This window comes from Leptotrichia sp. oral taxon 847 (assembly GCF_001553645.1).
Classification (GTDB): Bacteria; Fusobacteriota; Fusobacteriia; order Fusobacteriales; family Leptotrichiaceae; genus Leptotrichia.
On sequence record NZ_CP014231.1, the window covers coordinates 1,724,787 to 1,748,806 of the forward strand.

Consider the following 24,020-nt stretch of genomic DNA (forward strand, 5'->3'; position numbering starts at 1 on the left):
ATTTTTCAAGAAAAAAACAGTTTTTTTTCAAATTTATTTAAAATTTCTACTTTTTCAAATATTCTAAAAGCGAACTATACCGCTTCCTAGCTTCATTATAGCCAATTTTATAAACTTCTTCAAGTTTTGTCCGATTTTTTTCAATTCTTCCGAGTGTAAGCGGAATCTGTGGTTGAATTACAAAAATTTCCCCTCTTTTCTCCAAATTGTAAACATATTCCAATGTTTTATTATATCTACTAAATCTTGTTTTCATAAGTTCTACAAATTTTGGATATTTTCTATATTTCACTTTTGAAATTACACCTAATTTACTTTGAGTTTTTCTGTAATGTTTATCTCTTGTAAGTACAACAATATTTTTCTTATTTCCTTTTTTTATTGAATATTTTAGCGGTATCGGATCGGCTACCCCACCATCCAAATATTTTTTATCTCCTAACTTTACCATTTTCGCTAAAAATGGAAGCGAGGCGGAAGCTCTTAAGATGTCAATATCTTTAATCGTATCTTTTACTTCAGGATACTCTGCCTCCCCTGTTTCACAATTTGTTATAACCGCCTGAAACTTTGTCGGATTATTTTTAAACGTTTCATTATCAAAAGGATTATATTTTTCAGGAATATCATGATATGAATATTGTGTTTCAAAATAATTTCCAGTTTTTATCAAATTGTAAAAACTTCCATATTCCCTTTTCTCAATATGATCCGCAATCGCTTCAAATCCTCTTTTTTTCTGTTTAGATAAATAATTGACGCCAAGTAACGCTCCAGCTGAAACTCCAATGCAATTGTCTACCTCTACGTTTTTCTCCAGCAATAAATCCAGCACTCCTGCGGTAAAAATACCTCTCATACCTCCACCTTCAAGAACTAATCCTATATTTTCTTTGTTTTTATTTTCCATGTAAATTTCCCCTTTTCTAAACTTGCTTTTTTTTATTATATCACTTTTTCTATAATAAAAAAATAGAAAAAACTAATTTCTTAACTTTCTCTATTTTCTTGTAAAGTTATTTTTTTATTTACAATTTATTTTTATATTTTCTCAATTTATATTTTTATTTACAAACTTCTGGAAAAACCTCTTTTAAAGCGCTGTAAAGTCTGTCCAAGGCGTCTTTTATGACCCAAGTTGGCGCAGCTAAATTTATTCTTTCAAATCCACTTCCATTTTTACCAAAAGTATAACCTTCGCTGAAATAAAGTTTTGCTTTTTCATTCATAAATTTTTTTAACTCTTCATTTGAAAGTTCCAAATTTTTAAAATCTAACCATTGAAGATAAGTTCCTTCAATTAACGGCGCACTTAAATTTACAAAATTTTTATTGAAAAAATCATGAACTAATTTTTGATTTTTGTCAATTAGTAAAATAAGTTCATCAAGCCATTTTTCACTTTCATTGTACGCCAATTCACAAGCTTTGTAACCCAGCGCTGCAAATACATGAGAACTTGATCTATCTTGTTCAATTTCAAATTTTTTTCGCAATTTTTCATTTTTTATAATAATATTTGAAATTCCAACCCCCGCCAAATTAAAACTTTTTGTGGGAGCAGTACAAGTTATAGTAATTTCTGACAATTCGTCTGATAATGTTTGTAAAACTGTGTGTCTGTAATTCGGCATTATTAAATCAGAATGGATTTCATCAGAAATAATTATTAAATTATTTTTTAGTGCGATATTTCCAATTTTTTCCAATTCTTCCCTTTTCCAAACACGTCCTAACGGATTGTGAGGACTACAAAATATTAATAGTTTATTTTTTTCATCACTTGCAAGTTTTTCAAATTTTTCAAAATCAATTTCATAGTAGTTATTTTCATTTTTTAACATCTCACATTCTACAATTTTTCTATTATTATTTTTTATAGAACTGTAAAAAGGATAATAAACTGGCGTAAAAACAATAATTCCATCATTTTCTTTTGTAAACGCCTTCACACAGTCATAAATTGCTGAAACCACGCCGTTTGAACAGACAATCCACTCTTTTTTCACTTTAAAGTTATGCCTTCTATTAAGCCAATTAATCACAGCTGAATAATAACTTTCATAAGGTCCTGTATATCCTAAAATTGCACTGTCCAAATATTTTTTCAATCCATCAATTATTTCTTTTGCAATTTTTAACTCCATATCTGCGACAGATAATGGAACAATATTATCAGCAATATTTGGGTCAATTTTATACATTTGATCCCATTTATAGGATCCTTGTCCTTTTTTATTTATTATTGTTTCAAAATCATATTTTTTATTCATAATTTTCCCATCCAAAATTTATTTTTATCAAAGTATGATAACATATTTTATTTTTGTAGTCAAACATTTATTAAAGCAAAAATGGTTTAAAAATTTTAATCGCAGATTTTTAATTTTAAACTTTTTAAGTTATTCTTGATTACAAGATGTTATTTTGTTTAATATTATTTTTTTATTTTTTACATAAGGGGAAAGGACCGCCATTTCCCCTTATAATCCCCACGCTCGTCTAAGCATTTTTTTGAAGCAAAGCCGAAACTCGCACTAAACGTGCTCAAACAGTCGTCTTTACTCCAAAAAAATCACGACACCTTTTGTATAACAGTAGAATTTAAACCGTCGGAGCATTTTTATGTGCTGACAAAACTGTCTGAGCGTAAGCGAGTTTTTTGGCAGTGCATAAAAATATCGAAGACTAGCCGGGGTGCAGGGGTGCGGCAATGAGCACTTCTGCTTAAAAAAGAAAAAAAAATTTTAGTAACTTTCTGAATTGAATGAAAAACTTAAAATAAGATTTTTTATTTACCCCTAACTATTTTACTCTGTCTTAAAGCAAAGATAGGGTAAAAATTAATTTATCCAATTTCTTTATTTTTGTTTGCAAAATATATTAATAACATCTTCTATTTCTACAAATGAGAGTAGTTTAATTATCTTCTGTAGTTCCTTTTTTTATTAACTTATTATTCTTTCTATAAAAATCCCATTCATCAATTTCTTTTCCATCTTTAAATTTACAAATCCCGTATTCATTTCCAGTGCTATCCAATTTGATAATAGATTTTCCGCCATTTTTTTCACAATAAACTGAAGCTGGGTTAGGCATACCTATCATTCTTTGCTCAGGAATATCTTTATTTTCTATTTTTTTTACTTTTGGTAACTTTAAATTTCTGCTTTTTCTTTTTGTCGATGATTTTTTTATTACACTTCTAGAAACTTTTATAGGTCTTTTTCTCACAGTCTTTGCACCTGCAATATTCAATGAAAACATCATTATTACAAGTACAGTCAAACAAAATGAATTTTTCATAAAATTTCCTCCTAAATTTTTATTTTCAAAAATTTTATCTTTTACCTTTTGACATCTCTTTTCGCACAAAGTTTAACATAAAAATATTTGTTTTTTATTTATTTACAATTTATTTTCAAAATTTTTTTAAAAATTTTTTTTAATACTACTAATAAATTTAAATTGTCAATGCAGTTTTTTGTTCCAACAAAACTGTTTGAGCACGATTATGCGAGTTTCGGCTTTACTTTCAAAAAATTCTTAGACTGACGTTTAGATTATAAGAAGAAACGGTGGTTTTTTCACCTTATTTAAAACATAAAAAAATTATATTAGGCAAAGAAATATTTTGTAATCAAAAATAAATATAAAAAGAAAATTACTTTATAAAAATTTTATTTTAGTATAATAAAATAAAGGTATTTATAATTTTAAAAAAATATAGTATAATATACAGGTAAAAAATAAAAAAAAGGAAAATTAAAAATGATATATTTAGATAATGCGGCTAGTACAAAACCAAGAAAAGAAGTTATAGATGTGATGGTTTGTGCGATGGAGAAAAGTTATGCAAATGCCGATGCCATTCACGATTTTGGACATAAGATTTCGCTTAAAATTAAAAATGCTAAAAAGACTATTGGAAAGTATCTAAGACTTAATCCCGAGAGAATTTTTTTTACTTCTGGAGGTGGTGAAGGAAATAATATCATTTTGCAAGGAATTATCAATGCAAACTCAAAATTGAAAAAACATTTGATTACGACAAAGATTGAGCATCCATCGGTTTATGAAGTTTTCCGACACTATGAAAAAAATGGATTTAGAGTTGATTATCTTAATGTTGACAAAAATGGATTTGTAGATTTAGATATGCTTTCTGACTTGATTTGCAAAGATACTGTAATAGTATCAATTGGCGCTGTAAATAGTGAAACTGGCACTATTCAAGATTTAGAGAAAATTTCTAAAATTATAAAGGAAAAAAATAAAGATACTTATTTTCATACGGATTTTGTACAAGGATTTGGACTTCCAAATATAAATTTTAGTAAAATTAAAGTTGACGCACTGACTGTGAGTGGACACAAAATCTATGCTCCAAAAGGGATTGGAGCTATTTATATCAAAGAAAACGTCAAAATTGACAGTGTTATTTTTGGCTCAAACAGTGCAAATGGCGTTATTAAAAGAACTTTGCCAACTGAGTTAATCCTGGCTTTCGAAAAAGCAGTCGAATTATTTTCTTGCGAAGATGAAAAAGAAGCTAGGCATTCTCAAAATTTTAAAATTAGTCTTGCAAAAAAATTGTCAGAAGAAATTGATGACATAAAAATAAATTCCCTTTTGACAGAAAAATCAACTCCAAAAATTTTGAATGTTTCGTTTAATGGGACAAAAGGTGAAGTTTTGACCCACTTTTTGGGAATGTATGATATCTTTGTCTCAACTGGCTCAGCTTGTTCTTCTAAAATGGGAAATAGCAGAATACTGGCTGCGATGGGACTTAATCAGTCTGAATTAGATGGAGCGATAAGATTTAGCTTTTCTAATGAAAATAATCTTTCAGAAATTGATGAAATTGTAAAAAGAGTTAAAGAAAGCGTTGCAAGAATTAGAAAAATGAAATGAAAAAAATAATTAATATAAAAATACAAATTTTAAAAGAAAGAAGTGTGATTGTATGAAAAAAATGTTTTTAACTTCATCATTTGGATATGTGGAAAGATTGTTTAAAAGTTTTTTGGAAAATGATTTAGGTTTGGAAGATAAACTTGAAGGCAAAACTGTAGCTTTGATTCCAACAGCGGCATTGGTAGAAAATATTGATATTCATATAAAAATAGCAATGGAAATTTATGAAAGCTTAGGAATGAACATAACGCTTTTAGAGCTTACAGAAGTGAGTGAAACTAAAGCTAAAGATTTGATAAATAACTCTGATATTTTACATATTTCAGGCGGAAATACATTCTTTTTGATGCAAGAGATTCAAAAGAAAAACTTGGCTGATTTTATTGTAAAAAAAGTTGAAAATGATTTGATTTATGTGGGAGAATCTGCTGGAAGCGCAATCACTAGTCCAGATATTGAATATGTTTCAGAATGCGACGACATTTCTTTAGCACCAGATTTAAAAAATACGAAAGGACTTAATCTTGTGCCTTTTTATCCAGTTCCGCACTATGAAAGCGAACCTTATAAAGAAAGTTGTGAACGACTGGTTCAAAAATATAAAGATAAACTTGATTTGGTGCCATTTAACAATATCGAAGCCATAACTATCGAAGATGATGACTACAACTTAGTTACGCTTCACAAAATTTAATAAAAAAAGAAAAGAAAGAAGGAAAAAAATAAAAAAATGGAAAGATATACAGACAAAAATTTACTTGACGCAATTGGCCTATCTTACGGCGAACTTTCACTAAAAGGTAAAAATCGAGGACAATTTGAAAGAAAATTGAGGAATAGAATAAGTAGAAACTTAAAAGAATTTGACTACAAATTAACTGAGGACTTATCAAAATTGTATGTTTTGATTGACCCGAAAGACTTGGAAAAAATTACAGAAAAATTAAAAAAAGTCTTTGGAATTGTTGGGATAAATCAGTCAAGCAAAGTTTTACAAGACGACGCCAAAATTAAAGCAAAAGTTTTAGAATTTGCAAACTATGCCTATGAAAAAGGGGCTAGAACTTTTAAGATTTCTGTGAACAGAAGTAATAAAGGATTTCCCATTAATTCTATGGACTACGCCAAAGAAGTTGGTGCTTTCGTATTAATTAACAGCCCTTTCGAGAAAGTAAAAATGAAAGAGCCGGACATTATGATACATATTGACATAAGAAAAAATGTTTACATCTATACAACTAGAATCAAGACTTACGGTGGTCTTCCACTTGGATCAACTGGAAAAGGACTGGTTTTACTTTCTGGTGGAATTGACAGTCCTGTTGCTTCATTTATGATGGCAAAAAGGGGAATGAGATTAAATTTTGTAACATTTAACAGTTTTCCTTTTACAAGTAAACAGGCGCTTGAAAAAGTAAAGGAACTGACTGAAATTTTAACTGATTATACAGGAAAATCAAGACTTTATACGATTAATATTTTAAAGTTGCAGGAAGAAATTAACAGTAAGACTAAAAAGGAATATGCAACTATTTTGACTAGAAGAGTTATGATGAGACTTTCTGAAAGGCTTTCAAATTCTATGCAATATCATGCATTAATCACTGGAGAAAGTCTGGGGCAGGTCGCGTCTCAAACATTGGGTGGACTTACTTGTACAAATGCCTGCGTTGAAAAACTTCCCGTCTTTAGACCGCTTATTGGAATGGATAAAACGGAAATTATTGATATTGCAAAAGAAATTGGGACTTATGAGAAGTCAATAGAGCCCCACGAAGATTCCTGCGTAATTTTTGCTCCTAAACATCCTGTAACAAATCCAAAATTGGAAGATATACTTATGGAAGAAGCAAAAATTGAAAATTATGAAGAATTAATGGACGAAGTTTTTAATGAAAGAGAATATTTTAATTTTGGATAAATGGAGAAAAAAATGGAAATGAATTTAGAAAATACAAAAAAAATTTTAACGATTTAAAAAGAATGATATATTTAATTTTTAAAAATTACAGAGATGGCGAAACTCAAGTACTTGCGATTTCACTTACTTACTATTCACTTTTAGCGGTATTTCCGTTTGTAGCTCTAGTTCTTGGAATCACAAGAGGATTTGGATTTGATAAAATATTTATAAAAAAATTGTTTGAGTTACTTCCAAACAGTTCCATCATAAAATCTATTTTAAATGTTGCACAAAGGCTGCTTGCTTCCACCGAAGGAAATTTACTTGCTGGAATTGGAATTATTGTTTTAATCTATTCAGTTGTAAAAGTTTTAATTATGCTGGAAAACTCATTTAACAAAATTTGGAGAATAAATAAAAAGCGTTCCCTTCCACGAAGAATTGTCGATTATGTAGCAATTATATTTTTAGGACCTATATTTTTTGTGGCACTGTCAGCGCTAAACTCTTTCATAATTGAAGAGCTTATCCAATATTTTTCTAAACAATCAATTTTTATTGATTTATTTATAGCAGTTTCAGGACCACTAACTTATATAATCCTATTTTCTTTTATATTTTATTTAATCCCAAATACAAATGTAAAAACTAAACCTGCCTTAGTTGCTGGATTTATTACAACTGTTTTAACTTTTTGTTGGAAACTCTTATTTTTGCTACTTCAATCAGTCATTACAAGCTATAATATCATTTACGGAAGTTTGGCGTTAATCCCAATTTTTTTGATATTTATTCAATATATCTGGGTAACAATTTTACTGGGGGCACAAATTGCCTTTTCAATTCAGACTTCGGACAAATTTTTGTACAAAGAGGAAATTGAAATGCCGATAAAAATTAAAAGAGAGGCGGGAATGCTTATTTTGTCGCTAATTATAAAAAACTTTGCACAAAAAAAAGAACCTTTTACTTTTCAAAAATTATCGGATAGACTTGGAATGGATGTTCTTTTTGTCAAAGATATTTTGTCTGATCTCGAAAAAATGGGATTTGTAAATGAAGTTTTTTTAGGAAAAAATTCAGAATCAATTTACCAAATTGCTTACAATCCTGAAACTATCACCATAAATGAATTTATAAAAGAATTTGACACAAAAAATATTGAATACTACACTGATGTATTTAAAAATTTAAAAGCAGAAGATAAGAGAATACTTGAAAAAATACAACAAAAATTGACAACTAAAAAAATTGAGAAAAAAGATATTTTTGATATACAGTTTCCTGAAAACGTTAAGACTTACAGTAAGCAAGGAATGCCAACTTTTTTAGATGAACGAACAAAAAAAGCTGAAAATCTGGAAAGTATCGCACAAAAAGATGAAGAAGAAATTTTAGACGAAAAAGAAAAAGTAGAAGAGGAAATTACAAAAAAAAGTCAAGGCGAAAAAACTTTGGATTACAGCGACAAAGATGATAATAAACTTGAAAATGACAAAAAAAACAATACCAATGACGATAATAACAACAACAACTCGCCAAAAATAAAATATGAAAATGGAAGATGGAAATTTTTATAAAAAATTAGGAGTGAAATTTATGAAAAAAAATGGTATAATATTTGGAAAATTTTATCCAATCCATATGGGACACGTGGATTTTATTCAAAAAGCCAGTGGCTTTGTTGACAGACTTTATGTCGTCGTTTGCAGCGACGATACCCGTGACAAGGAATTATTTGAAAAATCTAAAATGAAAAAGATGCCGACCATAAAAGATAGATTAAACTTTGTAGAAAGTATATTTAAGTATCAAAATAACATAAAAATAATTCACTTGGCTGAAGACGGCATTCCGTTTTATCCAAATGGTTGGAAACTTTGGAGCAAAAGAGTCTTTGAAGTTCTGTTAAAAAATGATATAAAAGTTGATGTGATTTTTTCAAATGAGCCACAAGATGTTGAGAATTATAAAAATAATTTTCTAACTCTCCCAAATTTTGAAAAAGTTTTCAATAAAAATTTAGAAATTCAGACAATTGACATAAATCGAGACAACTTCCCCATAAGTGCAACTGAAGTGAGAAACTCCCCTTATCATAACTGGGATTTTATGCCAAAACCTGTTCAGGAATTCTTTACAATAAAAGTAGCAATTATTGGAACTCCTCACTCGGGAAAAACTACTCTAGTTCACAAATTGTCAAATTGTTACAACACAACTTTTGTTAAAGACTACAAAAAGGAATATTCAAAAAGAAATCATTTAAAAAATTTAGAAGAAAAAGATTTTAATAGTATTGCTCAAAAACAGCAGGAAATAATTTTTAAATCTGTAAAAAATTCCAATAAATTAGTGTTTATTGACACAGAATTCTGTTCGCTTCAAGCTGACTTGCTAAAACTGGACAAAAAAGAAAATGAAACAATTAATAATTTTATAAAAAATGAAGATTTTGAATTAATTTTTTATATTGAAAACGAGAAAAAAAGCGATGAAATGAAAAAATTTGATAGCAATTTAAAAGATATTCTGGAAAAAAATAACAAAAAAATAATTGAATTAAAATTAAAAAATAACAATTTTACGGAAATCTATAATTGCTGTCTTGAATACATTAACAAAATAATTGAATAATTTAATATAAATTTTTTTAATATTATGTAGGAAAATTTTTTAAAATATGATATAAATATTTGTGAATAAATACTTGTTATTTAAATAAAAAATTATTTTTAGAAAGGACGAAAATTAATGAATGCTGCGTCGATTAACTACCAACAGATGATCTTTGGATTTTTAGGTGGACTTGGATTATTTCTATTTTATATGAAATATATGGGAGATGGCCTTCAATTGGCAGCTGGAGACAGGCTTCGATATATTTTGGACAAATATACAACGTCCCCTTTTTTAGGAGTCTTAGTTGGAATTCTTATAACAGCTCTTATTCAATCCAGTTCAGGAACAACCGTAATTACAATCGGACTTGTCGGAGCGGGACTACTTACACTTCGTCAAGCCATAGGAATTGTAATGGGAGCCAACATTGGTACAACAATTACAACATTTATCATTGGATTTAATATATCACATTATGCACTTCCAATTATATTTGCAGGTTCCCTATGTCTATTTTTTTTCAAAAATCGGACTATGAATAACGCCGGGAGAATTTTATTTGGATTTGGAGGAATATTTTTTGCACTGAGCTTAATGTCAAATGCGATGGCTCCACTACGATACCTTCCCGCTTTTAAAACTTTGACAACTAGTCTGGGTAAAAATCCCATTTTAGGAGTTTTTTTAGGGACTGGGATGACTATGGCAGTTCAGGCGTCAAGTGCCACAATAAGTATCATACAAAATATTTACCAAGAGGGACTTATGCCACTAAAATCTTTACTTCCAGTGCTTTTTGGAGATAATATTGGAACTACGATAACAGCTATTTTAGCTGCAATAGGAGCTAATACTTCTGCAAAAAGGCTTGCGCTTTCCCACACACTGTTCAATGTGATTGGAACTGTAATATTTATGCTTCTTTTAGTACCTTTTTCAATGTATGTTACTAAAATGCAATTAGTTTTTCATTTAAATCCAAAAGTTACAATTGCGTTTGCACATGCTTCTTTTAATATAGCTACAACAATACTTCTATTTCCATTTATAAGAGTTTTGGAATACATAGTTGTAAAAGTTATAAAAGATAAAGATAAGGAAGTAGAAGAATTTAAGCCAAAATATTTGGATATAGCTCTTTTAAATGCACCTTCCATTGCAATAGGACAAGTCAAACAGGAAATGTTAATTATGGTCTCTATGGCTTTAGAAAATTTAAAAGAAGCTGTTGAGTTTTTTCATTCTCACAATGAAAAATTGGCAACACAAGTAGAACTCACTGAAGAAAATATAAACAGCATCGATCAAGAAATTACAAAATATTTAACTATGTTATCACAGGGAACTTTAACTGAAAAAGAGGGAGAGGAAATTAGCATTTACCTTGATATGTGTCGAGATGTGGAAAGAATCGGAGATCACGCTTTTGGAATAGTTAAAGATGTTCATTATGAAATAAAAAAAGAACTCGTTTTTTCTGAAGTTGCACACAGCGAAGTAAATAAACTTTTGGGAATTACAGTAAAATTAATTGAAATCGCAATTGAAGCGCTAAAAGAGAATGACGCAGAAAAAGCTTTTTCTGTAATTGATTTACACAATAAATTATACAGAAAGGAAAAAGAAGTAAGAAAAGCTCATATTAAAAGACTTAGTAAACAACAGTGCGACGTAAAAGCTGGACTTTACTATATAGACGTCATTTCCCATTTTACGAGAGTTGGCGATCACGGAAGAAATTTAGTTGAAAAAATGATTGAAAATAAAGCGAGTAAATAAAAATAAAAAAACTGCACTTTCTATCTTATTTATATATAAGATTTTGTGTGCAGTTTATTTTTTATAAAACAATTTTTTTATTGCAGTACAAAAACTAGTTGTTTTCCACCATTGGCATATAACCCTAATTTATTATTCTTTAATTTGTAAGTATAAGTTCCATCTGACAGACTGTCATTTTTTTGATTAAATGACAAATTTTTTGTTTCCAAATTTGTCCCATTTTCACCTTCAATTGTATAGACAACTTTATACTGTGTTCCCTGTCTTTGAAAAGTAACCACTCTGTCGTCAAGCGAAAAATGATGACCTAAAACACTATCTATACGTTTTAATGTTGGGCTATTTTTTGCCTGAGGATTTGGTGCTTGCTGTTGTCCATTTGGCTGTTGGTCAGTATTTCCATTCTGGTCAGTTTGTGGTTGCAAAGCCGTTTTGGTTGGATTTGTTGTATCCAGTGTCTGATTTTGCTGCTGTGCCTGTCCATTTGGCTGTTGCTGTTCTTTATTTGAATCGTTTGACTGCGTTACATTTTCTTCCGGTTTATCCACATTTTCCGAATCATTATCATTGTTACAGCCAATCACTAAAATTGCTAAAATTCCAACTAACAAATATTTTTTTAAAAACTTTCTCATAAACTTTTCTCACTTCCCTTTATTTATTTTTTTTTCTATAAATTTAACATTTTTCAAAATATTATCAGGTATTTTTATTCCTAACAATTCCATATTTTTTTTATTAACTTCTATTTTTAAATTTTTTACGTTTTCTATCGGAATTTCATTTGGTTTTTTTTCACCTTTTAATATTTGAGCGGCTATTTCTCCTGAACGGTAACCTATATCATAATCGGTTGTTCCCTGTGAAATAAATCCCCCTGTATTTGAATAAATATTATTTGTACCAAAAATTGGCTTTTTCTCTTTGTTAAAAATATCTAATATCGCTGTAAAATATGAAGCTACTGTATTATCTTGAATTGCGTAAAGCATATCTGCCTGTTTTACTACAAGATTTGCTGCCGATACTAGCTCTGTTCCGTTAGTTACCGACTTGTCCACTACATTAAATCCATATTTTGGCGCTAATTTTTTTAAATTATTTACTTCAGAAACAGAATTTTGTTCAGATGAATTATAAATTATCCCGATATTTTTTGCTTTTGGCAATAATTCTTTCATCAATTTCAAATTTTCTTCCACTGGAGCTGCTCCACTTGTTCCAGTAACATTTGATATTCCCACTAATCCTGCACTTTTTGGATCTGTTACAGACGCAAATACAACAGGGATACTTTTATCCACTTGATTTTTTGCAGCCTGAGCTGTTGGCGTAGTTATTGCATAGACTAAATCTTTTTTATCTGACGAAAACTGCTGCATTATTAGAGTCTGATTGCTCATTTCATTGTTTGCAATTTTGTCATCATAATCCGCTTTTATCCCATTTTTAGAAAGTGCGTCCTTAAAACCTTGTTTTGCTGCATTTAACGCTGGATGGTCGACAATTTGCGACACTCCTATTCTATAAACTTTCTCGTTTTTTGTAGCCTGTGAATTAGTGGAATCTTTCCTAGAATTATCACTTTTATTTCCACAAGCTAAAATCATCCCTCCAAGCATACCGAATAACAGTACACCTCTCATAATTTTTTTCATCTGATTTTCCTCCTAAAATAAATTTTATTTTTTATCATTTATATTTTACCATATTTTTTATTAAAAATAAAAAATTTTTTATTTTGATGAGATAGATTGTATAATAAAATGCAACAAATTTAAAATAAAATAGAACTCATGGTAATTTCGTGTTAAAATGTTAGTAACCAAAAAACATTAACGAAAGGAAATATATCATGAGCCATAAACATTTTACCATAACAGTAACGGTCTTCTGAGAGAATTTTACCCCAAGAAGACCGATATATCAAAAGTAGAAACAGAAGACTTGATAAAAACCTTAACGCTAATAAATTCAAGACCAAGAAAATGTTTAAACTATGCAACACCATTTGAAAAATTTCTACATGAAATTAAATTTGAGAAAATTTAAAAAAATGTTGCATTTAATATTGCAATTTATGTCTAAAAAAATACTTTACTTTAAAAAGAAAAATTTATATAATGGACATAGAAACCATTATAAATTGGGATATTATTAGACAAAAGAAAATATTAATATTTACTTAAAAATTTTTTCGAAAATAATGAAATTAAATCAAAAAATAGATATAAAATAGTTTTTTTGAGAAAGGAAAAAATTATGGAAAGATTCAGACAACCGCTAGTGGTAATGGAATAAAAGGTGTGGTTGCAAAAAACGGAGGAATTATTAAAAATTATGGAACAATAAATATCGTTGGAAGTAGTAATACAGGAGTAGAAACTGACACGACTAGTACATATCAGGAGCATGGAACTAACAACTCAACAAATAAATCTTCGGTAGGAACAGGAGTTAATAGGGCAGTAGCAGAAAAATTGGTAGTAAAAACTCCAGCACATCCAAGTCCAGTGTCAATACCGATACCAGCTGTGCAAACTGGAACATCAAGAGTTGACACGGATGTAGTTTTGCCACAGACACCAAAAATGCCTGTTTCTGATTTTACAGGAGTTACAACATTAAATATGCCAGTGGAACAAATAGGTCATAATCTTGATAATAATAGTAATAACAACAATAGTAGCAATAATAATATAATTTCAACAAGAGAAATGTCAACTATAGGAATGTATGTGGATACTTCAGGAATAAATCATACGAATCCTATTCAAGGTTTAAATAATTTACCTGGACTTACAGACGTAAATTTAATAATGGGAACAGAAGCTGCAAGATATCTTAATGCAAAAACGATTCAAATAGGAGATAACATTTTACAGCCATATAATGATGCTTTGGGAAGTGTTGGGGCTAAGGTGAATGTAGATTCAGCAAGTTTGACTTGGAAAGCACAGATGATGGAATCAGAAAATGTAACGGCACCAATAAAAACAGTTTATATGGTAAAAATACCTTATACTGATTTTGCAAATAAAAATGATACAGATACTGGACATTTTTTAGATGGACTCGAACAGAGATATGGAGTTGAAAATGTAAATTCAAGAGAAAAACAGCTCTTTAATAAATTGAATGATTTAAGAAAAGATGAAAAAAAGATATTTGTACAGGCTGTAAATGAAATGAAAGGTTATGAATATTCAAATACTCAACAACGGATTAATGCGACTGGAAACAAATTGGATAAGGAAATTGGATATTTACGGAATGAATGGAAAAATCCATTTAAACAAAATGATAAGATTAAAGTGTTTGGAACAAAAGATGAGTATAAAACAGATACAGCTGGAGTAATTGACTACGACAGTAAAGCTTATGGAGTGGCTTATGTTCACGAAGATGAAACATTTAAGATGGGAGATAGCCAAGGATGGTACGCAGGAGCAGTTACAAACAGATTTGAGTTCAAAGACTTAGGTAAGTCAACTGAACAGGACACAATGATAAAAGCGGGAATATTCAAGACAATGTCGCCATCAAATGACCACAACGGCTCACTTAGATGGACAATCGCAGGAGATATATTTGGTGGAACAAACTATATGCACCGTAAATTCTGGGTTGTGGACGATGTATTTGAATCAAAGGCAGATTACTACACTTATGGGGCAGCACTAAAAACTGATTTAGGCTATGATGTACGTTTGAGTGAAAGAACACACTTGCGACCTTATGGGGCATTAAAGATGGAATACGGAAGATTTACAGATATAAAAGAAGACAGAGGTCAAATGAACTTAAGAATAGACGGAAATGACTATTTCTCAGTAAAACCAGAAGTGGGATTAGAATTTAAATACATCCAGCCGTTAGCAGTGAGAACACAGTTGTCAGTAGGACTTTCGGCAGGATATGAAAATGAACTTGGAAAATTGAATAGATTAAATCAGGCAAAAGTAAGACACACAACAGCAGACTGGTACAATCTAAGAAATGAAAAAGAAGACAGACGAGGAAGTGGAAAATTTGACTTGAACTTAGGAGTAGACAACACAAGATTTGGAGTAACAGCAAACTTAGGATACGACACTAAGGGAGAAAACGTAAGAGGAGGACTAGGATTTAGATTGATTTACTAATTTTGATAAGTTTGTAAATTTTGAAAAGGAAAATTTTATAAAAAATGAGAGTGTTAAAATTTTTGCACTCTCATTTTTAGTTTAAAACCATATTATCAAAAAAGAATTCTTACTTTTGTAAATTTGAGCAATTCACTTTGTTTAAATGATTTGTTAATTATTTTGAAATAAATAGCAAAATTTCTCTTAGAAGCTTACATGCAAGAGCGGTAGATTGTCCTGATTGGTCGTAAATAGGCGATAATTCGTTCATATCAAGTCCTACGATGTTTAATTTAGAAATTTTTTCAATCGCTTTATGTAGCTCTATAAATGTAACTCCTCCCGCTTCAGGTGTCCCCGTTCCTGGAAATTCTGACGGATCTAGCACATCTAAATCCAATGTGAAGTAAACTGGTTTACCTTTTAGTTTTTCAACAACTTTATCAAGTTCATCAAAATTTTCTCCAAAGTTAAATTTTGTCGTATGAAGATGTTTTTTTGCAAAATCCCATTCAGCTCGTTCGCCACTTCTTATTCCAAACTGAAAAATTTTACTGTCGCCAACTATATCCCAACATCTTCTAATTACCGAAGCGTGTGAAAAATATTGACCCAAATATTCGTCCCTTAAATCTGTGTGAGCATCAAACTGAATTATGCGTAAATCCGGATATTTTTTAAAAACCGCTTTTACAGCTCCCAATGTGACAGAATGCTCTCCACCTATCATAAATGGAATTTTCCCGTCATTTAAAATACTCTCGGTTTCATCTTGAATGTCTTGAAGCGCCAAATTTGAATTTCCAAAAGAAAGTTCCAAGTCACCGCCATCAAAAATTTTATAATCTTCCAAATCCTTATCTTGATAAGGACTGTAAGTTTCAATCCCAAAACTCTCATTTCTCATAACGGAACTTGCAAATCGTGTTCCAGGTCTAAAGGAAGTAGTGCTGTCAAATGGAGCACCAAAAATTACAATACTACTTTCGTCATATTCATTGTCGCAGCCAATAAATGTATGTATATTTTTATTTCTCATTTTTTAACCTCTCCTAAATTTTATTTTTTTTGAATTTATTTATTTTGGGGGTAGAATAAAAATTTTAAAAGTAAATTTTTATCTGAATTTTTTTGAATTAAAGAAATAAAAGAATTTTTAAAAATTCTTTTATCTCATCGGATTTACTGCCGTTAATTCCCATTTTTGAATACCTTCGTTTTTTAAGGCGCTGTCATAACCAATGTAGACATTTTTTAATCTTTTATTTACTGGAGTTAATTTGTATTTGTACATAAGTGGCACTTCAACGGCTTGATTTATGTAGTATTCTTGCCATTTTTTGTACATTTCGGCTTTGTAATTTGGGATAGTTAGTGATTTTTCACCCAAAATTTCGGCGATGAATTTGTCATTTTCAGGGGATACAAATCTTGTGTAATTTAACTGAGAACTTCTTCCAGCTGAAGAAGTTGGATTTAAGTCAGTTCCGACTCCCCAGGCACCAAAAAATACGTCGATGTCTTTGCTATCGCTTTGTACTTTTTCGTAAAAGTTCTGAAAAGCTAGTAATCTTCCAGTAGTTAAGCTCACATTTAGTCCGATTTTTTTCCAACTTTGTAGATAAAACTGAGCAAGTGGCTCAGCCACATCTCCACCAGCCATAAACGCCATTTTTATTTGAAGCGGTTTACCGTTTTTATCTTCACGGAATCCATCATTGTTCACATCTTTGTAGCCACTTTGGTCAAGAAGCTGTTTTGCTTTGGCTAAGTTATACGGAAATCCTGTCAAATCTTTTGGAAAATATTTTTTGAAGACTGGAGGAACCGTAGAAGTCGCTCTTTGTCGCAGTCCAAAATAAAAGGCCTGTGTGATTTGATCGACATCAATTGCATAAATCATCGCTTGTCTTAAATTTAAATCTGCCATTTTAGCGTTAGGATCACTCACATTTTTCCCTTTTGCTTTGTCAAAATGTCCCAATTTAAATCCAACATACGAGTAATACAAGTCCTGTTGTCCCAAAACTTCTAAATTTCTAAAATCTTTATAATTATTGTATAAACTGTCTGGCATTTCCATAACATAGTCATACTTTCCAGCTTTTAGAGCCGCAACAATCGACTGTGGATTGACCACTTGCAAAATCGCCCTTTTTATTTTAGGTTTTCCCTTGTAATAATAAGGATTTGCCACAAATTCCATGCTCTCTCCGCGAGAAATTTTTACCAAGTTATAAGGCCCCAATGTGACGGGTTTTGTTCTTATTTTGTCAGATGAAACCAAATTTTTTATTGGAACATCTTTTAAATAGTGTTTTGGAAGTGCGTTTGCCATAAGCCCGTTTCCACCGCTAAAAATACTTTGTCCCATCTCAGAAAATGAAATTTCCACTGTTTTATCATCAATTTTTTTCACGCCAGAAATTGTTTTAGATTTTCCGCTGTGGTAGTCATTCATCCCAATGACTTTTTGATATTCTTTAGTATAACGAATTCCTATGTAATCTTTGCTTCCCAGAACTTCGTAAGCATAAATTATATCATCTGCGGTAAGTGGAACGCCATCTGACCACTTTATACCATCTTTAATTTTTATAGTTGCTTTTTTGTTTTTTGCATCGACATTTAATGTGGCAACACCCGTGTCAATTATTTCAAAATTGTCATTCACTTCAAAAAGGCTGGAGCTTAAAAACATCGAAAGGATATCTGCATCGTAGCCGTCCTGATACAAAATCTCGTTAAAAACTCCAACAAGCGGGTCATCTTTTACAAGAGCCACTTGAAGTGTTGCATTTTCCACAGCTGGTTCATTATTTGAAGTTTTTATCGGAAAAATCGACAAATTTATTTTAGCTCCTGGCATCTCACTTCTTTTTTTACCTGGATTACAGGAAATTAGCATAAGTCCAATTAAAAAAATCAATATTTTTTTCATAAATTCTCCTCTCAAAAAAGTTATGCTCGTCTTTTTTTCGCATCAGCAGCTCTGTTTAACATCTGTCCAATGTAGTTTATACAAAGCATCATAACAAGTATTAAAATCGAAGCTGGAAGCCAAATCCAAAGTTTTGAAGATAAAACTTCCGGGTCGGCTGCATATCCAACAAGTGTCCCAAGACTCGGAGTTGAAGGAGGTAAACCAAATCCTAAAAAGCTAAGTCCAGTTTCAATTCCCAAATTTCCGGCAAAGGCAAGTGTCAAATCTACAATTATTAAAGAGCTTAAATTTGGCAAAATTTCTCTAAAAATTATTTTAAAATCGCTTGTTCCCATTGTCTTTGAAGCGAGAACATATTCCTTTTTACTTTCTGCAAGAGCTTTACTTCTAATAAGCCGTGCTGTTGAAACCCAGTAAAATGCACTCATTATGAAAATAAACGAGCTAACTGTGTATTTTGGCACAATTGTTACAAATACAATAATTATCATAAGTGTAGGCATAATTGTTATAAAATCAATTATTCTCATAATTATATTATCAATAATTCCGCCATAATACCCGCTTATCATTCCAAAAAAAGTTCCTAGAAAACTTGTCAAGATAGTTATTGTAAAGCCAATGATAATCGAGTTCCTAGCTCCCAATATAAGCTGTCCTAAAATTGAACGTCCACCTGAATCTGAGCCCAGCCAAAATCCTTCTTTCATCGGAATGGCATATTTATCTAAAAGGCTTATTTTCATAATTTCGTCCTGATTTGCAAAAAGTGAGCCGATAAAAATAATTCCAAAAATTACTGCAAGCAAAATTAATGATGCAAGCGCAAGTTTATCTTTTAAAAGTTCTTTTACTATTATTCTAATACCTGTCGGTTTTTCATTCATATTTTTCACCACCTTTATTTAATTCTAATTCTAGGGTCGACAATGCTCAAAATTATGTCAGAAAGCAAACTTCCAAAAAGTGTTAAAAATCCAAAAAGTAGAATAAGAGCAGTTACGACGCTATAATCCCTAGTTATGATAGAATTTATAAAAAGTCCACCCATTCCTGGGTAACTAAATATTTTCTCAATAAAAATCGAACCCCCAAGTAATCCTGTTATTGCGTAACCAAAAAACGCCGCAATCGGTAAAATCGAGTTTCTAAAGATATGTCGCAAATAAATTTTATTTTCAGGAACTCCTTTACTTTTCGCCGTTTTCACATAATCGAGCGACTTTGCTTCAATAACTTCATTTCTCAAATACTGAATAATCCAAGTTGTTCCAAGCAGTGCGTAAGTTATGGCTGGAAGTATGATGTGATAAATTCTGTCCCAAAAATGTCCAATCTTTCCAGTTTCAAGTCCAGCGGTAACAGAACCTGTCGTAGGAAACCAGCCCAATTTGTAGCCAAAGAACCAAATCATTATAAGCGACAAGACAAATGTCGGTATCGCATAACTCACATAGTTATAAAAAGTTACAAATTTATCCAAAAATGAGTTCTGGTATCGTCCAGATAACATTCCTAATGGAATTGCAATGCAATATGTCAAAATCAAACTTACAAGTGACAAAATAAAAGTATTTACAGCTCTTTCCCCAATCAAAGTCTTAACAGGAACATTGTAAGTGTAGCTCATTCCCAAATTTCCAGAAAAAGCGTTTTTAATCCATCTTATATATTGAATGTGCCAAGGGTCAAGAAGTCCCGCTTTTCTTCGCAGAGCTTCCAGTGCGGATGGATCAGTTTGCGGAGTGATAAGTCCTGTAAATGGGTCTCCTGGCATTAGTTTTGCCAAAATAAAGACAATCACGCTAAGTATAAATAATTGCGGTATCATAATTACAAACCGTCTTAAAATCGTTTTCCACATAATTTTTTCCTTTCTTAGATAAATTTTTATTTTAAAGCGACAAAATGTGTGTCAGTCAATTTTTTCAAATCAGAAACTTTTCCATTTTTGTCGTAAAAATTTTTTTTATTTTTTTGATATTCCTCTTCAATTTTTTTTCTTTTTAACGCATTTTCTAGCCGCTTTTCAGGATGAATTTCAGGAATCGCAGCAATCAATCTTTTCGTGTAAGGATGTTCTGAAAAGTCATAAATATCAGTTTTTGTCCCAGTTTCAACAAATCTTCCGCTATTTAAGATGTAGATGTAGTCGCACATATGTTTTACAACCCCAAGGTCGTGCGAGATGAATAAATAGCTCAAATTATACTGCTTTTGAATATCTTTCATATAATTTAGTACTTGCGCTTGAACCGATAAATCCAGTGCAGAAACGGGTTCATCAGCGATTATAAGCTGTGGCTTTGTTGCAACCGCTCTTGCAATTCCGATTCTTTGACGCTGTCCTCCTGAAAATTCATGTGGATACTTGTAGAGTGCATCTTCAGAAAGTCCTACAATTTCCAGCAATTCTAAAATTTTTTTCTTATTTTCTGTTTCACTCAAATTTTCAAAATTTTTTAGTGGTTCACTTATTATGTCAATTATCCTTTTTTTTGGATTGAGGCTTGATAGAGAGTCCTGAAATATCATTTGAATATTTTTACTGTATTCATTTTTTCTATTTCTAAATTTTCTGTCAATCTCTTTGCCTTTGTAAATAATTTTTCCACTTTTAATTTTTTCAAGTCCAATTATCGCTTTTCCAATCGTGGATTTTCCCGAGCCAGATTCTCCCACCAGTCCATAAGTTTTTCCTTGTTCAATTGTAAGCGACACCCCATCAACAGCATAGATGTGGTCGACAATTTTATTAAAAAATCCGCTGCGGATTGGATAATGAACTTTTAAATTTTTTACTTCAAGAAAACTCATATTTTTTCTCCTTAATTTCTTTTACTTGATTTTATTTCAATTTATACTCAAACCTATCCAAAATTGAAGTATTAAAAATTATATAAACTTAGGGTTTGTATAAAATGGTCATAGTTTTGAGTTCTGTTTTAAATCAGTTTCACTATACTTTATTTCAATTTAATTTTCTTTAATTTATTCAATTTATTTTAATTCAAAATTTTTATAGCAAGTACATCTCACAAAATGGTTTTTAGAGATTTCGTGCAATTTTGGATTTTCTTCATGTTCACTTTTATCAACCCACGGAATTCTATCCGCAAATCGGCAGCCTTTTCTATTTATTTTTTTTAGCGACGGTACATTTCCATAAATCACATGAAGTTTTTCATTTTCTAAGTCCAGTTGTGGAATGGAGTTAAGAAGCGACCTTGTGTAAGGGTGTTTCGGATTTTTAAATAATTCGATAACATCAGCAATTTCCACAATTTCTCCCGCATACATGACAGCAACTCTATCAGCCATCTGTGCAACCACTCCCAAATCGTGTGTAATCAGTATAATTCCAGCATTCATTTCATTTTGAAGAGATTTTAATAAATCTAATATCTGTGCCTGAATTGTTACATCCAGTGCTGTAGTTGGCTCATCAGCTATGACAATCTGTGGTTTGCAGGAAAGTGCAATTGCAATCATAACTCTTTGTCGCATACCTCCGCTAAGTTCGTGTGGAAATTGTTTTGCAACTCTTTTGTAATTATTTATCCCAACTTTTTGCAGTAAATCATAAACTTTCTTTTTTCTTTCTTCTTTTGTAAAATTTGTGTGGTAAATAAGACTTTCCTCAATTTGATTTTCAATTTTCATAAGCGGATTAAGTGCAGATAATGGATCTTGAAAAATCATTCCAATATGTTTTCCCCTTATTTTATTAAATTCTTCCTCGTCGATTTCTAAAAGATTTTTACCTTCGAAAGTTATTTTTCCACTAGATTTAGTATTAATCGGATTATGAAGTCCCACGATGGAAGTAGCAAGAGTACTTTTCCCACACCCAGACTCCCCAACAATCGCCAAAACTTCATTTTTTCTAAGTTCAATCGACACATCATCAACAGCAGGAAAATATTTTTCATCAATCCGAAAACTTGTAGTCAAATTTTCTATTTTCAAAAGTATATCTTGTTCAGTCAAATTTTTCACTTCCTTTCGATAAATAAAATTATATTTACATAATATGATTATAACATATTTTTATATTTTTACTAACTAAAATTCCTTCAAAAAATAACGATACCTTTTATACAGTAATAAAATTTAAGTCGTCAGAGCATTTTTGTAAACTAAAAAATCATTTTACTACGACTAAGTTTTTATCAGTACAAAAAAAGTCAATGTTTTATCTCTGTTAGTTAGGAAATAAAAAGATTAGATTAAAAAAAAGTATAAAATTAAACAAAGAAACAAATAAATTAAACAGAGTAAAGCATTCAGGGATAAGTAAAAATTTCTATTTATTTTAAGTTTATTATTCAACCCATAGGGTTACTAAAATAATTTTTTCTTTTTTAAGCAGAAGTGCTCATCGCCGCACCCCTGCACCCCGGCTAGTCTTCGACATTTTTATGTACTGCCAAAAAACTCGCTTTCGCTCAGACAGTTTTGTCAGCACATAAAAATGCTCCGACGGTTTAAATTTTACTATTATACAAAAGGTGTCGTGATTTTTTTGGAGTAAAGACGATTGTTTGAACGAAGTGAGTTTCGGCTTTACTTCAAAAAAATTCTTAGACGAGCGTGGGGATTATAAGGGGAAATGGCGGTCCTTTCCCCTTATGTAAAAAAATAAAAAACTATACTAATCAAAATAACATCTTGTAATCAAAAATAAATTGAAAAATACTGAACTTATAAATTACCTCTAAAATTTTTACTCTATCTTAAAAACAAAAATTATAATTGTAAAAATTTTCCATAAATGATATAATTTTTATAAAATTTAAAAAAGAACTAATTTTTAGAAAATAGATGAAAAAGTCGAAGGGAAGTGATGAATGAGTTGGAAAATAAAATTAAATTATACGGATTTAATAATCTTACAAAAACACTTAGCTTTAATATTTACGATGTCTGTTATGCCAAAACGGAAAGGGAGCAGAAAGATTATATTGCTTATATTGACGAGCAGTATAATTCTGATAGGCTCACAAAAATTTTGATAAATGTTGCTCAGATGATAGGAGCTAAGGTGTTAAATATTTCAAAGCAAGATTATGAACCGCAGGGAGCTTCTGTCAACATCTTAATTGCAGAAGCTAGAATTAATTCTGCAAACATTGATAAATCATGTAATCGAGGAAAGCCTTTTTTTGATGAAAATAAAGATTTAAAAATTAAAGATACGGATACGGTTCACGCACATTTGGATAAAAGCCACATTACAGTGCATACTTTTCCTGAGTATCACCCGGATAATGCAATTTCTACTTTCAGAGTGGATATAGATATAGCAACTTGCGGCGAGATTTCTCCACTGAATACCTTGAATTATTTGATTGACAGTTTTGAATCTGATATTATTACAATAGACTATAAAATAAGAGGTTTTACTAGAGATATTTCAGGTAAAAAATTTTTTACCGACCACAGCATTACTTCCATTCAGGATTACATTGATCCTGACAAATTAAAAATTTACGATGCAATTGATGTAAATGTCTATCAGTCCAACATTTTTCACACAAAGATGCTCATAAAGGAAATTGAGCTTCAAAATTACCTTTTTAATCGTGATGTTTATGAAATTCCACCACGAGAAAGACTCGAAATAATAGATAGTTTGAGAAAAGAAATGATAGAAATTTACAGCGGAATGAATATTTATTAGAAATTATTTTAGTAAAGAATAGATAAAATACGGAGAAAA

Annotated in this window: 19 protein-coding genes and 1 pseudogene; 9 read left to right on the forward strand and 11 right to left on the reverse strand. The window is 30.6% G+C overall.

Going from position 1 to position 24,020, the window contains the following annotated elements; genetic code table 11:
• Window positions 1-46: 46 nt before the first annotated feature.
• The 3 genes from AXF11_RS08030 to AXF11_RS10905 all read right to left on the reverse strand — a co-directional run bounded on the left by AXF11_RS08030 (window position 47) and on the right by AXF11_RS10905 (window position 3,306).
• The gene (locus AXF11_RS08030; protein WP_068156893.1) at window positions 47-910 is read right to left on the reverse strand and encodes a patatin-like phospholipase family protein; all 864 of its coding nucleotides are present in this window, start codon (window positions 908-910) and stop codon (window positions 47-49) included.
• A 154-nt stretch (window positions 911-1,064) separates the two neighbouring features.
• Complete coding sequence (locus AXF11_RS08035; RefSeq protein ID WP_068156896.1) at window positions 1,065-2,273, reverse strand: MalY/PatB family protein; 1,209 nt, start codon at window positions 2,271-2,273, stop codon at window positions 1,065-1,067.
• A 646-nt stretch (window positions 2,274-2,919) separates the two neighbouring features.
• Window positions 2,920-3,306, reverse strand: a complete 387-nt coding sequence (locus AXF11_RS10905; protein ID WP_082729400.1) for a putative hemolysin — start codon at window positions 3,304-3,306, stop codon at window positions 2,920-2,922.
• A gap of 465 nt (window positions 3,307-3,771) precedes the next feature.
• Between AXF11_RS10905 and AXF11_RS08045 the strand changes: the two genes are divergently transcribed.
• The 6 genes from AXF11_RS08045 (at window position 3,772) to AXF11_RS08070 (ending at window position 11,224) form a co-directional block, all read left to right on the forward strand.
• Window positions 3,772-4,917 carry a cysteine desulfurase family protein gene (locus AXF11_RS08045; RefSeq protein ID WP_068156899.1) on the forward strand — a complete coding sequence of 382 codons (1,146 nt, stop codon included), beginning with the start codon at window positions 3,772-3,774 and terminating at the stop codon, window positions 4,915-4,917.
• A 52-nt stretch (window positions 4,918-4,969) separates the two neighbouring features.
• Entirely contained in the window at window positions 4,970-5,614 is a 645-nt protein-coding gene (locus AXF11_RS08050) for a Type 1 glutamine amidotransferase-like domain-containing protein (RefSeq protein WP_068156903.1), read from the forward strand.
• Window positions 5,615-5,650: 36 nt separating this feature from the next.
• Window positions 5,651-6,841: a tRNA uracil 4-sulfurtransferase ThiI gene (gene thiI / locus AXF11_RS08055; protein ID WP_068156905.1), complete on the forward strand. Its 1,191-nt coding sequence runs from the start codon at window positions 5,651-5,653 to the stop codon at window positions 6,839-6,841.
• 62 nt (window positions 6,842-6,903) lie between these two features.
• Entirely contained in the window at window positions 6,904-8,403 is a 1,500-nt protein-coding gene (locus tag AXF11_RS08060) for a YihY/virulence factor BrkB family protein (RefSeq protein WP_082729401.1), read from the forward strand.
• Between the two features lie 19 nt (window positions 8,404-8,422).
• Window positions 8,423-9,460 carry a multifunctional transcriptional regulator/nicotinamide-nucleotide adenylyltransferase/ribosylnicotinamide kinase NadR gene (gene nadR / locus AXF11_RS08065; RefSeq protein WP_068158332.1) on the forward strand — a complete coding sequence of 346 codons (1,038 nt, stop codon included), beginning with the start codon at window positions 8,423-8,425 and terminating at the stop codon, window positions 9,458-9,460.
• Window positions 9,461-9,577: 117 nt separating this feature from the next.
• Window positions 9,578-11,224 carry a Na/Pi cotransporter family protein gene (locus AXF11_RS08070; RefSeq protein ID WP_068156909.1) on the forward strand — a complete coding sequence of 549 codons (1,647 nt, stop codon included), beginning with the start codon at window positions 9,578-9,580 and terminating at the stop codon, window positions 11,222-11,224.
• A gap of 77 nt (window positions 11,225-11,301) precedes the next feature.
• On the opposite strand, the gene AXF11_RS08075 is transcribed toward AXF11_RS08070, so the two are convergent.
• On the reverse strand, window positions 11,302-11,862 hold the full coding sequence (locus AXF11_RS08075) for a hypothetical protein (protein WP_068156912.1): 561 nt from the start codon (window positions 11,860-11,862) through the stop codon (window positions 11,302-11,304).
• Window positions 11,863-11,871: 9 nt separating this feature from the next.
• Window positions 11,872-12,885: an ABC transporter substrate-binding protein gene (locus tag AXF11_RS08080; protein ID WP_068156915.1), complete on the reverse strand. Its 1,014-nt coding sequence runs from the start codon at window positions 12,883-12,885 to the stop codon at window positions 11,872-11,874.
• Window positions 12,886-13,105: 220 nt separating this feature from the next.
• Between AXF11_RS08080 and AXF11_RS10910 the strand changes: the two are divergent.
• Both AXF11_RS10910 and AXF11_RS08085 read left to right on the forward strand, forming a co-directional pair.
• Window positions 13,106-13,279 (forward strand): annotated as a pseudogene (locus AXF11_RS10910) (IS30 family transposase); the annotation flags it as partial.
• A gap of 254 nt (window positions 13,280-13,533) precedes the next feature.
• Window positions 13,534-15,372: an autotransporter outer membrane beta-barrel domain-containing protein gene (locus AXF11_RS08085; protein WP_068156916.1), complete on the forward strand. Its 1,839-nt coding sequence runs from the start codon at window positions 13,534-13,536 to the stop codon at window positions 15,370-15,372.
• 157 nt (window positions 15,373-15,529) lie between these two features.
• On the opposite strand, the gene speB is transcribed toward AXF11_RS08085, so the two are convergent.
• The 6 genes from speB to AXF11_RS08115 all read right to left on the reverse strand — a co-directional run bounded on the left by speB (window position 15,530) and on the right by AXF11_RS08115 (window position 22,288).
• Window positions 15,530-16,393 (reverse strand): agmatinase, encoded by an 864-nt coding sequence (speB, locus tag AXF11_RS08090; protein ID WP_068156920.1) that lies wholly within the window; start codon window positions 16,391-16,393, stop codon window positions 15,530-15,532.
• 129 nt (window positions 16,394-16,522) lie between these two features.
• Window positions 16,523-18,295: an oligopeptide ABC transporter substrate-binding protein gene (locus AXF11_RS08095; protein ID WP_068156922.1), complete on the reverse strand. Its 1,773-nt coding sequence runs from the start codon at window positions 18,293-18,295 to the stop codon at window positions 16,523-16,525.
• Window positions 18,296-18,315: 20 nt separating this feature from the next.
• Window positions 18,316-19,185, reverse strand: a complete 870-nt coding sequence (locus AXF11_RS08100) for an ABC transporter permease (RefSeq protein WP_068156925.1) — start codon at window positions 19,183-19,185, stop codon at window positions 18,316-18,318.
• Between the two features lie 14 nt (window positions 19,186-19,199).
• A complete protein-coding gene (opp4B, locus tag AXF11_RS08105) occupies window positions 19,200-20,162 on the reverse strand; it encodes an oligopeptide ABC transporter permease (RefSeq protein WP_068156928.1) in 963 nt (320 codons plus the stop codon).
• A 26-nt stretch (window positions 20,163-20,188) separates the two neighbouring features.
• A complete protein-coding gene (locus AXF11_RS08110; RefSeq protein ID WP_068156931.1) occupies window positions 20,189-21,115 on the reverse strand; it encodes an ATP-binding cassette domain-containing protein in 927 nt (308 codons plus the stop codon).
• 183 nt (window positions 21,116-21,298) lie between these two features.
• A complete protein-coding gene (locus AXF11_RS08115; protein WP_068156933.1) occupies window positions 21,299-22,288 on the reverse strand; it encodes an ABC transporter ATP-binding protein in 990 nt (329 codons plus the stop codon).
• Between the two features lie 856 nt (window positions 22,289-23,144).
• Between AXF11_RS08115 and speD the strand changes: the two genes are divergently transcribed.
• Window positions 23,145-23,981: an adenosylmethionine decarboxylase gene (speD, locus tag AXF11_RS08120; protein ID WP_068156936.1), complete on the forward strand. Its 837-nt coding sequence runs from the start codon at window positions 23,145-23,147 to the stop codon at window positions 23,979-23,981.
• The last annotated feature ends 39 nt before the right edge of the window (window positions 23,982-24,020 follow it).